The following is a 13724-nucleotide window of genomic DNA, read 5'->3' as shown; positions in this document are numbered from 1 at the left end:
GTGAGTCGCCCCGTATGCCCGTACAGATCAAATTCTGTATGGGAAAGACAACGTATTGACCCCGCATTTGTCGACGGTCGATAGGAAAGTGCATATAATTTCCGCCCAAGCCGTAGGGAAGATTCACGCTCTAGAAGTGCGTCTCCACCAGCGGCCCAGGTCGGTGTTGGAGCACATTACCGGTATTGTTTCGCGCTGTTGCTTACCTTTAACCATAAAAGGACGTGATCATGAAGAAATCCCTCCTCGTAGCTTCCCTGTTGGCTGCTGTTGCACTGGCTGCTTGCAACAAGAGCGCTGATCAAGCTGCTTCGTCGGCTGCAAGCGACGCGGCTGCTGCTGCTTCGTCGGCTGCTTCGGCAGTTGCTGGTGCTGCGAGCGACGCTTCGGCTGCTGCTTCGTCGGCAACGGCTGCTGCGAGCGACGCTGCTGCTGCAGTGGCGTCGGCTGCTTCGGCAGCGACGGCTGCTCCGGCTTCGGGCGCAAGCCAGTAAGCCTTCAGCATCAGCTGAAAAAAACCGGCCCGAGGGCCGGTTTTTTTACGTCTGCCGCTTTCGAATCGAGCGCCCGGCAGCCGCCTGGAGCCGCCGCAGCGGTCCCGCCCCGCTCATCCGAGCATCAGCCAGTCGAAGCCCGCGTCCTGCGAGGCCACGATCACGTCTTCCCCGTCCGTCCCGAGCACGCCGCCGAACGCCTGGCGGGCCAGTTCCGGCAGGTTGTTCTGCTGGCTCAGATGGGCCGCGACCAGATGCTGGAGACGGCTACGTTCGAGCGACGCGAGGATGTCGGCCGCCGCGTCGTTGCTCAGGTGGCCGTGGTTGCCGCCGATCCGCGCCTTCAGCGACTGCGGATAGCGGCTGGCAGCCAGCATCGCGGTATCGTGGTTGGATTCGAGCACCAGCGCGTCACAGCCGCTCAGGACGGCCGTGATGTGCGGCGTGGCCATCCCGACGTCCGTCAGCACTCCGAGCCGGCGGTTTCCGTCCGTGAAGACGAACTGGAGCGGTTCCCGCGCATCGTGGGGGACCGTATAGGGCATCACGGCCAGATCGCGTATCGCGGCCGTCTCGTCGCCCCACAGCACGTGGAGATCGACATCGGCCTCGTCCGCGCCGACCGCGCGCGCGGTGCCCCAGCTCATGTAGAGCGGCAGCGACGCACGGCGTGCGAGCGTCAGCGCACTGCCGACATGGTCGCTATGTTCGTGGGTAATGAGGATCGCATCGAGATCGGCGATGCAGAGATTCAGTCGGCCGAGCCGGCGCTCGACCTCCTTGGCGGAAAAGCCGCAGTCGAGCAGCACGCGGGTGGTCGTCGTGCCGCTCGTGGCCTCGACGACCAGCGCGTTGCCCTCGCTGCCGCTTCCGAGGCTGGCGAATCGCACGCGCTCAGTTCAGTTGCGCGTGCAGCAGCGAGATGAGCCGCTGCGCGTCCGACGAGTTGTCGACCTGGCCGTCCGCGCCGACCACGGCGACCTGCGTACCGCCATTGCCCTGCGCGCGCACGTTGATCAGATATTCCTTGCCGGGCTTGGCCGCCGACGGGCCGCCGTAGAACAGCTTGCCGAACAGGCCGTCACGCTTGAGCTCTTCCATCGAGTTCGCGTAGCGCACGGTATATACCCCCTTCTCGCGGTCGCGATTGTCGACCGTGAAGTTGGTCCGGTCGAGCGCCAGGCCCACGCGCAGCCACGCGCGGTCGAACGACTCGGCCAGTTGCAGCGTCGCCGCACCGCCGCTCGTGTCGGCGACCTGCGCCGGCACCGTCGCGGGGCGCGCATCGGTCAGCAGCTGCTTCGCCTGCGCGTCGGTCAGGCCGAACTTCTGCATCAGCTTCGACAGGAACACGGCTTCGAGCACCGGGTTGCGCGGACGCTCTTCCCAGCGCGACGACGTGCCGCCCTGCGGGCCGACCATCATTTCTTCCATCGCGCTGTGCGTGATCGAGATGTCGGTGTTGCCGTCCGGCGTACGGTTCACGAGCGTGCGGAAGCGGTCGCGCGTACCCGACGAATAGGCGAAATCGATGACCTTGCCGATCGTGCGGCGGAACCAGTCGTCCGGAATGTTCGCGCGGTTCTCGGCCCAGTCGGTGGCCATGATGCCCGTCGACGGCGCATCGGTCTTCAGCGAGAAGCCGTTCTCCTGCCAGAACTCCTTCAGGATCGGCCACAGTTGCTCGGGCGTCCGGCCGTCGACGACGAGCCAGCGGCGATCGCCGTCGCGCTCGATGTGCATGCCGAGCGGATCCTGCGCGCTCGGGATGCCGTCGGTCGCGTTGCCGGCCTGCGTCGTGGCCCGCGGCGGCAGCGTGCCGAGCCCGGCATTGGTCGGCGGCGCGACGAACTGCTGCGTCGTCGGCACCGGCTTCAGGTCGCTCGGCACCGCGAGCGGCGGCGCCGAGCCCGTGTTCTTGTAGTTGACCCGGTCAGGGGCCAGGTAGTCGTTCAGCGTATCGCAGCCAGCGAGCGCGCCCAGCGCCAGCGCCATCACCGACAACTGGATGGCACGAGAGGAAAAGGCGAAACGTTTCATGAAATCCTTCGTCTTGCTAGAACGCTCGTCAGGAGCGGCGCCGGACGGAGCCGGCCGGTGCGGGTTGATCAGGGGTCGAGCCGGCGGCCGCAGGACGCGGCCACCTCGGCATCAGGCGAGAACGCCGGCCTCGACGAGGGCCGAACGCACGGCATCGTGGCAGCGCTCGTCGAGCGCCGTGAGCGGCAGCCGGATGCCGCCCTGCATCTTGCCCATCGCCTGCAGCGCCCACTTCACCGGGATCGGGTTCGCTTCGATGAACAGGTTCTTGTGCAGCGACAGCAGCTTCATGTGCAGCGTGCGGGCCGTCTGCACGTCGCCGGCCAGCGCCGCGCGGCACAGCTCGCTCATTGCGCGCGGCGCGACGTTCGCGGTCACCGAGATGTTGCCGTGGCCGCCGAGCAGCATCAGCGCGATCGCGGTCGGATCGTCGCCGCTGTAGATCGCGAAATGCTTCGGCGCGGCCTTGATCAGGTGGGCTGCGCGATCGATGTTGCCGGTCGCTTCCTTCACGCCGATGATGCCCGGCACCTGCGCGAGGCGCAGCGTCGTCTCGTGCGCCATGTCCGCGACCGTACGGCCCGGCACGTTGTACAGGATCACCGGCAGGTCGACCGCTTCGGCGATCGTCCGGAAATGGCGGTACATGCCTTCCTGCGTCGGCTTGTTGTAGTACGGCACGACCTGCAGCGTCGCGTCCGCGCCGACCGCCTTCGCGTGCTTCGTCAGCTCGATCGCCTCCGCGGTCGAATTGCCGCCCGCGCCCGCGATGATCGGGATGCGTTTGGCCGCATGCTCGACCGCCGTACGAATCATCAGAATGTGCTCTTCGACGCTGAGCGTTGCCGACTCGCCGCTCGTACCGACGACGACAAGCGCATCGGTGCCTTCCGCGATGTGCCAGTCGATCAGTTTGCGAAACGCCGGCAGGTCGAGACTGCCGTCTTCGAGCATCGGGGTGACGATCGCGGGGATGCTGCCGCGGATTTGAATGCCGTCTTGGGTGCCGTTAGCCATGAAACGCGATTGATTGTGTACCGGTAAACATTGAGATTGTAGCGGATTAGCCGGGCAGTTCGTAACGTGGAATTCCCGCCCCCGCCGTCGGGGTCGCGCCCTCGCGTACTGCGCAAAGACGCTGGACGAACGCCTCGCGCGGCGCTGCGACGAAACCGTCCTCGTACGCGACCACCCGCAGATGGCCGCGCACGGCATCCAGCAGCTCGCCCGGGGCGAGCAGGAACGCGGGATTGGACGGCTTTCCGACCGTTTCGTTTCCTTGCGCGAAGGTTTCGTAGATCAGCACGCCGCCCGGCGCCACGGCAGCGAGCAGATGGGGCCAGAGCGGGCGATGCAGATAGTTCGTGACGATCACGGCCGCAAACCGCTCGCTGGCCGGCAGCGGCCATGGCGCGCCTTCGAGATCGGCCGCGCGGGCGGCGACACCGGGAATCGCGCGCAACGCGGCCAGCGCGGCCGGATCGCGGTCGAGCGCGACGACCGGATGCCCGCGCGACGCGAACCAGCGCGCGTGGCGGCCGCCGCCCGCCGCGACGTCGAGCACCGCCCCGCCGACCGGCACGAGCCGCGCCCATTGCGCAACCCAGCGTGACGGCTCGGCCTGGCCGACGTGGCCGCCCGCGGCGGCGATGACGGACTCGCTCATGCGCCGGATCAGTTGTACGACAGGCCCATCGCGTCGCGCACGTCGCGCATCGTTTCCGTCGCGTACTTGCGCGCCTTGTCGCAACCGTCCGCGACGATCGCACGCAACAGCGACGGGTCGTCCATGTACTTCTGCGCACGCTCGAGCATCGGCTGCTGTTCGCGCAGGATGCCTTCGACGACCGGCTGCTTGCAGTCGAGACAGCCGATACCCGCCGAGCGGCAGCCCTTCTGCACCCATTCGTGCGTCGCTTCGTCCGTATAGACCTGGTGAAGCTGCCACACCGGGCACTTGTCGGGATCGCCCGGATCGGTGCGGCGCACGCGTGCGGGATCGGTCGGCATCGTGCGCACCTTCTTCGTGATCGTCTCGGCGTCTTCACGCAGGCCGATCGTGTTGCCGTACGACTTGGACATCTTCTGCCCGTCGAGGCCCGGCATCCGCGACGCTTCGGTCAGCAGCGCCTGCGGCTCGACCAGGATGATCTTGCGTGCGCCTTCGAGATAGCCGAACAGGCGCTCGCGGTCGCTCATCGACAGGCTTTGCGATTCCTGCAGCATCGCGCGCGCCTGTTCGAGCGCCTCGTCGTCGCCTTCCTGCTGATACGCGTTACGCAACTCGTGATAGAGCTTCGCGCGCTTGCCGCCGAGCTTCTTCGCGGCTTCGAGCGCCTTCTCCTCGAAACCGGGCTCGCGGCCGTACAGGTAGTTGAAGCGACGCGCGATCTCGCGCGTCATCTCGACGTGCGGCACCTGATCTTCGCCGACCGGCACGAGCGAGCCGCGATACAGCAGGATGTCGGCGGCCATCAGCACCGGGTAGCCGAGGAAGCCGTAGGTGGACAGATCCTTGTCCTTCAGCTTCTCCATCTGCTCCTTGTAGGTCGGCACGCGTTCGAGCCAGCCGAGCGGCGTGCTCATGCCGAGCAGCAACGCGAGTTCCGCATGCTCGGGCACCTTGCTCTGGATGAACAGCGTCGCCTGCGCCGGGTCGATGCCGGACGCGAGCCAGTCGATCAGCACGTCCCACACGTTCTTCTCGATGACCTCGGGCGTCTCGTAGTGCGTCGTCAGCGCATGCCAGTCGACGACGCAGAAGAAGCACGGGTACTCGGACTGCAGCTTCACCCAGTTTTTCAGCACGCCGTGGTAATGACCGAGGTGCAGCGACCCGGTGGGTCGCATGCCGGAGAAAATACGTTCTGGGAACATGATTGTCGTTAGAAAAGCGAGGCGAAGGGAGACAGGACGGCGCTCAGCACGGCGTAGCCGACATTGACGAGCGGACGCAGCCAGAAGTTCGTCAGCACGCCCGTCGTGACGAGCACGAGGACGATGATGAAACCGTACGGCTCGATGCGCGACAGCGCGATCGATTGCCTGGTGGGCAGCAGCGCCGCCAGGATGCGGCCGCCGTCGAGCGGCGGCAGCGGAAACAGGTTCAGCACGCCGAGCACGAGGTTCGCGCTGACGCCCGCGAACGCCATCCGCGTGAAGAACGGCTCGTCGATGCCGACGGCCGGCAGCACGAGGGTCAGCAGGCCCCAGACCAGCGCCTGCACGAAGTTGCAGGCCGGCCCCGCGAGCGCGACCCACAGGCTGCCCCAGCGCGGATTGCGCAGGTTGCCGAACGACACCGGCACCGGCTTCGCATAGCCGAACAGGAACGCGCCGCCGGTCAGGAAGTACATCGCGAGCGGAATCGCGATCGTGCCGAGCGGGTCGATGTGGCGCATCGGATTGAACGACACGCGCCCCATCGCGTAGGCGGTGTTGTCGCCGAGCAGCCGCGCGGCGTAACCATGCGCGGCCTCGTGCAGCGTGATCGCGAAGATCACGGGCAGCGCGTAGACGGCGATGGTCTGTATCAGGGAAGCATCCATATCGCGTTATTGTAACAAGCGCACTCGCGCAAAAATGGCACGGCGCGTCATGCGGCCGAAAGCCCGAACGGTTCGAGCGCGCCGCGCCCCGCGCGGACGAGTTCGGGCGCATCGCCGGTCAGGTCGATCACCGTCGACGGTTCGCGCGGACACGCACCGCCGTCGATCACGAGGTCGACCTGCTTCTCGAGCCGCGTGCGGATTTCCTCGGGATCGTTCAGCGGTTCGTCGTCCGGCGGCAGGATCAGCGTCGTGCCGAGCAGCGGCTGGCCAAGCGACTCCAGCAGCGCGAGCGTGATCGCGTGATCGGGCACGCGCAACCCGATCGTCTTGCGCGACGGGTGCGACAGCCGGCGCGGCACCTCCTTCGTCGCCTGCAGAATGAACACGTACGGGCCCGGCGTCACCGACTTGATCTGCCGGTACTGGCGGTTGTCGACCATCGCGAAGTTGGCAAGCTCCGACAGGTCGCGCACGAGCAGCGACAGATGCTGCTTCTCGTCGAGGCCGCGAATCCGGCGCACGCGCTCGACCGCATCCTTGTCGTCGAGATGGCACGCGAGCGCATAGCTCGAATCGGTCGGCATCGCGATCACGCCGCCCTTGCTGACGATTTCCACCGCCTGCTTGATCAGGCGCGGCTGCGGATTATCCGGATGAATCCTGAAGAACTGGGACATGGGGACACGTAAAGAGGGAGAAGTCGGATGCGCGTATCGGCGACAACGCGGGCGGCCCGAAGCCGCCCGGCGTCAGAGCCAGCGCTCCCAGACCGGCGTCAGGTCGGGCGGCAACGGCGGCAGGTCGCCGAGCTCGATGCGGCCCTCGCCCGGCGCGTGGAAATCCGAGCCGCGCGACACTTCGAAACCGAAGCGGCGCGCGACGTCCGCGTATTCGCGGTACTGGTCGGGCGTGTGACTGCCCGTGACGACCTCGATCGCGCGACCGCCGAGATCGATGAACTCGCCGAAGAACGCGTCGAATTCGACCGGCGTATAGCGATAACGGCCCGGATGCGCGACCACCGCTTCGCCGCCGGCAGCGCGGATCCAGCCGACCGCGTCGGACAGAGACGCCCAGCGATGCGGGACGAAGCCGGGCTTGCCGTCGCCGAGCAGGCGGTCGAACACGTCGGTCGTCGATTCGGCGTGGCCGTTCTCGACGAGAAAGCGCGCGAAGTGCGTGCGTGAGATCAGGTCAGGATTCGATACGTATTTCAGCGCGCCTTCGTACGCGCCGGGTATGCCGAGCGTCGCAAGCTGCTCCGCGATCGCCAGCGCGCGCGCCGCGCGGCCGTGGCGGGTGCGGTACAGGCCGTCGACCAGCGCCGGATGGGCGGGATCGATGTGCAGACCGACGATGTGTACGGTGCGCGAAGCCCACGTGACCGAAATCTCCACGCCGCTCAGATAGCGCATGCCGAGCGCTTCCGCCTCGCTGCGCGCCGCCGCCTGGCCGCCGATCTCGTCGTGGTCGGTCAGCGCCCACAGGGTCACGCCGCCCGCATGCGCGCGGCGCGCGACGTCGGCAGGCGACAGCAACCCGTCGGAAACATTGGAATGGCAGTGGAGATCGGCGTTCATTGTCGGCATGGCAGGTAAGGCCTCATTCTACTGCAACGCGGCAATTGCGCCGCCCGCCTGCCGTGCCGGCGCCGCCACGCGCCTACGCGCAGAACGCCTCGATCAGCGACGCGATCTGCTCGGGCTGGTCGTGATGCACCATGTGGCCGGCATCCTCGACGAGCTTCTCGCGCCAGTCGGGGAATGCGTCGAAGCGCGCCTTGAATTCGGGCAGCGGGATGTCGCCTGCGAGGTGCGCGAGCGTCGGCGAATTGACGGCCTCGACGTGCAGCACCTTCGCGCGCACCTGCTTCCAGATGGCCATCACTTCGTCGAGCCGGTACAGCAGCGGGCCCGGGATCTTGTGCGCCGGGTCGGCCAGCAGGTGGTAGAGGCCGTCGTCGCCGCGTTTCGACCAGTGTTCGGCGAGAAACGCGGCGCGGCGCGGGTCGAGTCGCGGATTGGTCTTGATCAGGCGCGCCGCCACGTCGTCGAGGCACGCGTACGGCCGTAGCGCGGGCGGCTCGCGCAGCTCGTCGAGCCAGCCGCGCAGCCGGCGCGGCGCCTGTTCGGCGCGGGCAGGCGCGAGCCCGAACCCTTCGAGGTCGACCACGCGCCGCACCCGTTCCGGCCGCGCGCCGGCATACAGGCACACGACGTTCGCGCCCATGCTGTGGCCGACCAGATTGACCTCGCCGCTCGGCGCATAGCGGTCGACGAGCGCATCGAGGTCGCCCAGGTACTCGTGGAACCAGTAGTGACCGCCGCCCTGCCGCGCGACCGGCCAGTCGGACAGCCCGAAGCCGCGCGCGTCGGGCGCGATCACCTGCCAATCGCCCGCGAGCGCATCGACGACGAACTGGAACGACGCAGCGACGTCCATCCACCCGTGCAGCATGAACAGCGTCGGCGCATCGGGCCGGCCCCAGCGCCGCACATGCAGCTGGACGCCGCGCACCGTGACGAAATCGGAAACAGAATTCGACGCACTCATTGCAGCCGCCCGAAAAAAGAATGGTCGTTCGATTATAGCGGCGACACTCCGGTTCCGGCCGCCGGTAATCGAGGTATCGCTCTAGCGGCAAGGTCGTCCCAGGGCCCGCGGGCAGCACGCCGTCGATCAGGCGCGCGAGCGGGCGGGCGGCCACCGAGGACGCAACCGAGCGTGATCCGGCTAAGGCGTGGGGCGTCCGTCCGCCGCGTCCTGCGCGGCCAGTTCGTCGAGTTCGGCTTGCTCGAAGCCCGCGTCGCGTCGCGCATCGAAATTGAACGGGCCACGCAGCCGCGGCGCGTGGTATTGCTCGGCGAGCTGCCGATAAGTCGGCACGGGATCGCGGCCGGCTGCGTCGCACAAATGCCGGAACCAGCGGTTGCCGATCGCGACGTGGCCGATTTCGTCGCGCAGGATCACGTCGAGGATCGCGGCCGACGCATCGTCGCCCGCCTGCACGAGCCGTGCGCGGATCGGCGGCGACGCGTCGAGCCCGCGGGCCTCGAGCGTCCGCGGCACGAGCGCCATGCGCGCCAGCACGTCGTCCCGGGTCCGCTCGCACATCTCCCACAGCCCGTTGTGCGCGGGAAAATCGCCGTATGCGTGCCCGAATGCCGCGAGCCGGTCGGACAGCAGCGTGAAGTGGTAGGCCTCCTCGGCCGCGACCTTCAGCCAATCCGCGTAGAACGCGTCCGGCAGGCCCGCGAAGCGCCAGACCGCGTCGAGCGCGAGGTTGATCGCATTGAACTCGATGTGGGCGAGCGCGTGCAGCAGCACGGCGCGCCCTTCCGGCGACCGCATGCTGCGCCGCTCGAGCTGGCGCGGCTCGACGAGCGGCGGCCGCGCCGGACGGCCGGGCAGACCGGCCGGTTCGCGCAGTCGAAGCGCCGGCGCGATCGCGGCCTGCCCGGCCCGCAGCGCATCGTGCAGCGCGCGCACCTGCGCGGCCTTGGCCGTCGGCTCGGCAACACGCAGCGCATCGAGCGCCACGCTGCGCACACAGGTCGGCACCTGGCCGAAAGAAGAAGACACGATGCTCATAAAACGGGGACACCTTGCGTACGCATCGCGGGAGCACAAGCACACGACGGTTTACAATATGCGTTTGTTCCGCGGCGCCATGCGCCGGGCAAACCGGACGCGCCATTCTACCGGCGCCCGTCATCGAAGAGACAAGGAGACTCCGTGACGATCTACAAGCTGGGCGAGACGGCCCCGACGATCCACGAAAGCGTATTCGTCGCCGATACGGCGGCCATCATCGGCAAGGTCGTGCTCGAGGAAAACGCGAGCGTGTGGTTCGGCGCGACGATTCGCGGCGACAACGAGACGATTACGGTCGGCGTCGGCAGCAACGTCCAGGAAGGGGCGGTCCTGCATACCGACCCGGGCTTTCCGCTGACGATTGCCGAGAACGTGACGATCGGGCACCAGGCCATGCTGCACGGCTGCACGATCGGTGAAGGCTCGCTGATCGGGATTCAGGCGGTGGTCTTGAATGGAGCGGTCATCGGCCGCAACTGTCTGGTCGGTGCCGGCGCGGTCGTCACGGAAGGCAAGACGTTCCCGGACAACTCGCTGATTCTCGGCGCACCGGCGAAAGTCGTGCGCGAGCTGTCGGACGAAGACGTCGCGCGGCTGCGCGCGAACGCGAAGACGTATGTCGAGCGACGCGCGCATTTCAAGGAGCAACTCGTGCGGATCGGGTGATTCGCACGGATTTCAAGGAAGAAGAGTGAGCGACCAGTTACAGAAATTCATGTTCAATGCGGCGCCTGTGCGCGGCGAGATCGTTTCGCTGCGCAACACGTGGCAGGAAGTACTCGCCCGCCGCGACTACCCTGCCCCCGTGCGCACGGTGCTCGGCGAGATGATGGCCGCGTGCGCGCTGCTGTCCGCGAACCTGAAATTTCACGGCACCCTGATCATGCAGATCTTCGGCGACGGGCCGGTCCAGATGCTGGTCGTCCAGTGCGGGTCCGATCTGTCGATGCGGGCCACCGCGAAGTTCTCGGGTGACGCCGCGCAGACGATCGGCGACGACACGCGTTTCGCGGCGCTCGTCAATGCGAGCGGCCACGGCCGCTGCGTGATCACGCTCGACCCGGCCGACAAGCTGCCGGGCCAGCAGCCGTATCAGGGCATCGTGCCGCTGAACGGCGTCGACGGCCCGCTCGAATCGGTGTCGCAGGTACTCGAGCACTACATGCATCACTCGGAGCAGCTCGACACGCGGCTGTGGCTCGCGGCCGATCGCGACCGCGCAGTCGGCATGCTGCTGCAGAAGCTGCCAGGCGACGGCGGCATCGTACCGCGCAACGCCGAAACCGATATCGACACGTGGGAGCGCGTGTGCACGCTCGGCGGCACGCTGTCCGCGAAGGAGCTGCTCGAGGTCGAACCGGAAGTCGTGTTCCGCCGGCTGTTCTGGCAGGAAAACGTGCAGCACTTCGAACCGGCCGGCACGCGCTTCCAGTGTTCGTGCTCGCGCGAGAAGGTCGGTGCGATGTTGCGCATGCTCGGTCGCGAAGAAGTCGACAGCGTGATCGTCGAGCGCGGCCACGTCGAGATCCACTGCGAGTTCTGCAACCAGCGCTACGAGTTCGATCCGGTCGACGTCGCGCAACTGTTCGCGGCGCCCGGTGTCGAAACCGGCATCGCGCCGGCGACCGACCAGCGTCACTGAGCCGCGCGCCCGTGTGAGCCGCGCGCCCGTGCCCGCCACCGGCGCGGCACGGGCGCATAATGACGCACGAGCGCCGCATGCGCGGCTCGGGCGCCGGAGGCCCGGCCTTTCGTGCCAGCCGCTTTCCACGGTCGGCGCGCCGCAGGAGAAACACATGAATCGCCCCCGCCGCTTTTGCACCATCCGCACCATCGTCCTGACGGGCATGGCCGCCGGCACGCTCGCGCTTGCCGGCTGCGCGATGCCGCCGCCGACTTCCACGATTCTGAGCCGCCTGCCCGAACCGGGCGCGTCGGGTGGCCAGCCGCCCGTGCTGTCGAGCGCCGAACGCAAGCGCTACGACGAGATCGATCAACAGGTCCTGCGCGAGCAGAACAGCGCGATGGCAGCCGAAGCGGCCGCGCGCGCGTGGGCCTATTACTCGCCGCCGCCCGTGACGGTCTACGGCGGGTATTACGGCGGTTGGGGCAATCGCTGGGGCACGGGCATCAGTTACGGCTATCCGGGCTGGTGGTGGTGAGCTCGCATCGCCCGACCGATTGATCACTGGCAGGAAATAAAAAAGCGCGGCATTTCCCGCGCTTTTTCAATGGATTCGACGTATCGCGCTCAGTGATGCGCCGCCTTGCCCTTGTCGCCGCCATGATGGCGCGACGGCTTCGCGATCGACTGCGGATTCGGCACGACCCGCACGGGCGCCGCGGACACGGTACCGCGCGTCGACGTATTCGACGGCGTGTTGTTCGGCGGCCCGGCAGGCGCATTCGGCGACACGAACTGCACGAATACTTCGCCGTCCTTCACCATGCCCATCTCGTAGCGCGCACGCTCCTCGATCGCCGCAGTGCCGCTCTGCAGGTCCTGCACTTCACCGGCGGTGCGCTCGTTGCGCAGCTTCTCGTCCGCGTTCTTCTGAAGTTGGTCGTCGAGCTGCTGACGCAGTTCGTGCACCCGCAGCCAGCCGCCGTGTCCCCACCATAGGGGGTACTGAATGAGCGCCAGCAAGGCAATCAGGACGACAGTGACAAGCCGCATGTAAGAGACGCAGATATAAGAAGCGCCGCTCCGCGCACAGGCACAGAGCGGCGTCGAGATGACGAACCCGATAGTAGCGCGTTAGCGCAGGTTATAGAAAGCCGATTTGCCCGGGTAGCTCGCGATGTCGCCGAGATCTTCCTCGATGCGCAGCAACTGGTTGTACTTCGAGATGCGGTCGCTGCGCGACAGCGAACCCGTCTTGATCTGACCGGCGTTCAGGCCGACCGCGATGTCCGCGATCGTCGAATCTTCCGTTTCGCCCGAGCGGTGCGAGATCACGGCCGTGTAGCCCGCGCGCTTCGCCATTTCGATCGCCGCGAACGTTTCGGTCAGCGTACCGATCTGGTTGATCTTGATGAGGATCGAGTTCGCGATGCCCTTCTCGATGCCTTCCTTCAGGATGCGCGTGTTCGTGACGAACAGGTCGTCGCCGACGAGCTGCACCTTCTTGCCGAGGCGGTCGGTCAAGAGCTTCCAGCCGTCCCAGTCGCTTTCATGCATGCCGTCCTCGATCGACACGATCGGGAACTTGTCGGCGAGCGTCGCGAGGTAGTCGGTGAATTCGGCCGACGACAGTTGCAGGCCTTCGCCCGCGAGCTGGTATTTGCCGTCGTGGTAGAACTCGGATGCCGCGCAGTCGAGCGCGAGCAGCACGTCTTCGCCCGCACGGTAGCCGGCCTTCTCGATCGCCTGCAGGATCGTCGACAGGCACTCGTCGTTGCTGCCGAAGTTCGGTGCGAAACCGCCTTCGTCGCCGACGGCCGTGCTCATGCCGCGGTCGCTCAGGATCTTCTTCAGCGCGTGGAACACTTCCGCGCCGCAACGCAGCGCTTCACGGAACGTCGGCTGGCTGACCGGGACGATCATGAATTCCTGGATGTCCAGGCTGTTGTTCGCGTGCGCGCCGCCGTTGACGATGTTCATCATCGGCACCGGCAGTTGCATCGCGCCCGAGCCGCCGAAGTAGCGGTACAGCGGCAGGCCGGCTTCTTCGGCTGCTGCCTTCGCGACGGCCATCGACACGGCCAGCATCGCGTTCGCGCCGAGGCGCGACTTGTTGTCGGTGCCGTCCAGCTCGAGCAGCGTCTTGTCGAGGAACGCCTGTTCCGACGCGTCGAGGCCCATGATGGCTTCGGAGATTTCGGTGTTGATGTGCTCGACCGCCTTCAGCACGCCCTTGCCGTTGTAGCGGCCGGCTTCGCCGTCGCGCAGTTCGATCGCTTCACGCGAGCCGGTGGACGCGCCCGACGGCACCGCCGCGCGGCCCATCGTGCCCGATTCGAGCAGCACGTCGCATTCGACGGTGGGGTTGCCGCGCGAATCCAGAATCTCGCGGCCGATGATATCTACGATTGCACTCATGGG

At 67.0% G+C, this 13724-nt stretch carries 17 protein-coding genes; 4 read left to right on the top strand and 13 right to left on the bottom strand.

Annotated elements, in window-relative coordinates; genetic code table 11:
* The first annotated feature begins 55 nt into the window (after window positions 1-55).
* The gene (locus WS89_RS34910) at window positions 56-301 is read left to right on the top strand and encodes a hypothetical protein (RefSeq protein ID WP_011657350.1); all 246 of its coding nucleotides are present in this window, start codon (window positions 56-58) and stop codon (window positions 299-301) included.
* Here the strand turns inward: WS89_RS34910 and WS89_RS34190 are convergent, their stop codons facing one another.
* The 11 genes from WS89_RS34190 to WS89_RS08690 all read right to left on the bottom strand — a co-directional run bounded on the left by WS89_RS34190 (window position 302) and on the right by WS89_RS08690 (window position 9676).
* On the bottom strand, window positions 302-505 hold the full coding sequence (locus tag WS89_RS34190) for a hypothetical protein (RefSeq protein WP_006487056.1): 204 nt from the start codon (window positions 503-505) through the stop codon (window positions 302-304).
* Window positions 506-607: 102 nt separating this feature from the next.
* A complete protein-coding gene (locus WS89_RS08735; RefSeq protein WP_059505799.1) occupies window positions 608-1384 on the bottom strand; it encodes an MBL fold metallo-hydrolase in 777 nt (258 codons plus the stop codon).
* A 4-nt stretch (window positions 1385-1388) separates the two neighbouring features.
* Window positions 1389-2534 carry an outer membrane protein assembly factor BamC gene (gene bamC, locus WS89_RS08730; protein ID WP_059790509.1) on the bottom strand — a complete coding sequence of 382 codons (1146 nt, stop codon included), beginning with the start codon at window positions 2532-2534 and terminating at the stop codon, window positions 1389-1391.
* 111 nt (window positions 2535-2645) lie between these two features.
* Complete coding sequence (gene dapA / locus WS89_RS08725) at window positions 2646-3551, bottom strand: 4-hydroxy-tetrahydrodipicolinate synthase (protein WP_059505795.1); 906 nt, start codon at window positions 3549-3551, stop codon at window positions 2646-2648.
* 46 nt (window positions 3552-3597) lie between these two features.
* Window positions 3598-4200, bottom strand: a complete 603-nt coding sequence (locus WS89_RS08720; protein ID WP_059790507.1) for a class I SAM-dependent methyltransferase — start codon at window positions 4198-4200, stop codon at window positions 3598-3600.
* 8 nt (window positions 4201-4208) lie between these two features.
* On the bottom strand, window positions 4209-5411 hold the full coding sequence (locus WS89_RS08715; protein WP_006487046.1) for a tryptophan--tRNA ligase: 1203 nt from the start codon (window positions 5409-5411) through the stop codon (window positions 4209-4211).
* Window positions 5412-5419: 8 nt separating this feature from the next.
* Complete coding sequence (locus tag WS89_RS08710; RefSeq protein ID WP_034207732.1) at window positions 5420-6082, bottom strand: site-2 protease family protein; 663 nt, start codon at window positions 6080-6082, stop codon at window positions 5420-5422.
* Window positions 6083-6129: 47 nt separating this feature from the next.
* On the bottom strand, window positions 6130-6762 hold the full coding sequence (locus WS89_RS08705) for an L-threonylcarbamoyladenylate synthase (protein ID WP_006478414.1): 633 nt from the start codon (window positions 6760-6762) through the stop codon (window positions 6130-6132).
* A 72-nt stretch (window positions 6763-6834) separates the two neighbouring features.
* Complete coding sequence (locus WS89_RS08700; protein WP_059790784.1) at window positions 6835-7665, bottom strand: 3',5'-nucleoside bisphosphate phosphatase; 831 nt, start codon at window positions 7663-7665, stop codon at window positions 6835-6837.
* 82 nt (window positions 7666-7747) lie between these two features.
* A complete protein-coding gene (locus WS89_RS08695; protein WP_059790505.1) occupies window positions 7748-8638 on the bottom strand; it encodes an alpha/beta fold hydrolase in 891 nt (296 codons plus the stop codon).
* 180 nt (window positions 8639-8818) lie between these two features.
* Window positions 8819-9676, bottom strand: coding sequence for a ferritin-like domain-containing protein (locus WS89_RS08690; RefSeq protein ID WP_059790504.1), 858 nt, complete (start codon window positions 9674-9676; stop codon window positions 8819-8821).
* Window positions 9677-9820: 144 nt separating this feature from the next.
* Here WS89_RS08690 and WS89_RS08685 point away from each other — a divergent pair, with 144 nt between their 5' ends.
* The 3 genes from WS89_RS08685 (at window position 9821) to WS89_RS08675 (ending at window position 11841) form a co-directional block, all read left to right on the top strand.
* Window positions 9821-10345 (top strand): gamma carbonic anhydrase family protein, encoded by a 525-nt coding sequence (locus tag WS89_RS08685; RefSeq protein WP_059505788.1) that lies wholly within the window; start codon window positions 9821-9823, stop codon window positions 10343-10345.
* A gap of 25 nt (window positions 10346-10370) precedes the next feature.
* Complete coding sequence (gene hslO, locus WS89_RS08680; RefSeq protein ID WP_034207735.1) at window positions 10371-11321, top strand: Hsp33 family molecular chaperone HslO; 951 nt, start codon at window positions 10371-10373, stop codon at window positions 11319-11321.
* 154 nt (window positions 11322-11475) lie between these two features.
* Entirely contained in the window at window positions 11476-11841 is a 366-nt protein-coding gene (locus tag WS89_RS08675) for a hypothetical protein (protein WP_059790502.1), read from the top strand.
* An 89-nt stretch (window positions 11842-11930) separates the two neighbouring features.
* Here the strand turns inward: WS89_RS08675 and ftsB are convergent, their stop codons facing one another.
* Both ftsB and eno read right to left on the bottom strand, forming a co-directional pair.
* The gene (gene ftsB / locus WS89_RS08670; protein ID WP_059505783.1) at window positions 11931-12356 is read right to left on the bottom strand and encodes a cell division protein FtsB; all 426 of its coding nucleotides are present in this window, start codon (window positions 12354-12356) and stop codon (window positions 11931-11933) included.
* 81 nt (window positions 12357-12437) lie between these two features.
* Window positions 12438-13721, bottom strand: a complete 1284-nt coding sequence (gene eno, locus WS89_RS08665) for a phosphopyruvate hydratase (protein WP_006478406.1) — start codon at window positions 13719-13721, stop codon at window positions 12438-12440.
* Window positions 13722-13724: the final 3 nt, after the last annotated feature.

It is taken from the genome of Burkholderia sp. MSMB1072, from assembly GCF_001524725.1.
Taxonomy (GTDB): Bacteria; Pseudomonadota; Gammaproteobacteria; order Burkholderiales; family Burkholderiaceae; genus Burkholderia.
The sequence above is the reverse complement of the archived record's forward strand: the minus strand, read 5'-3'. Positions and strand labels throughout refer to the sequence as shown.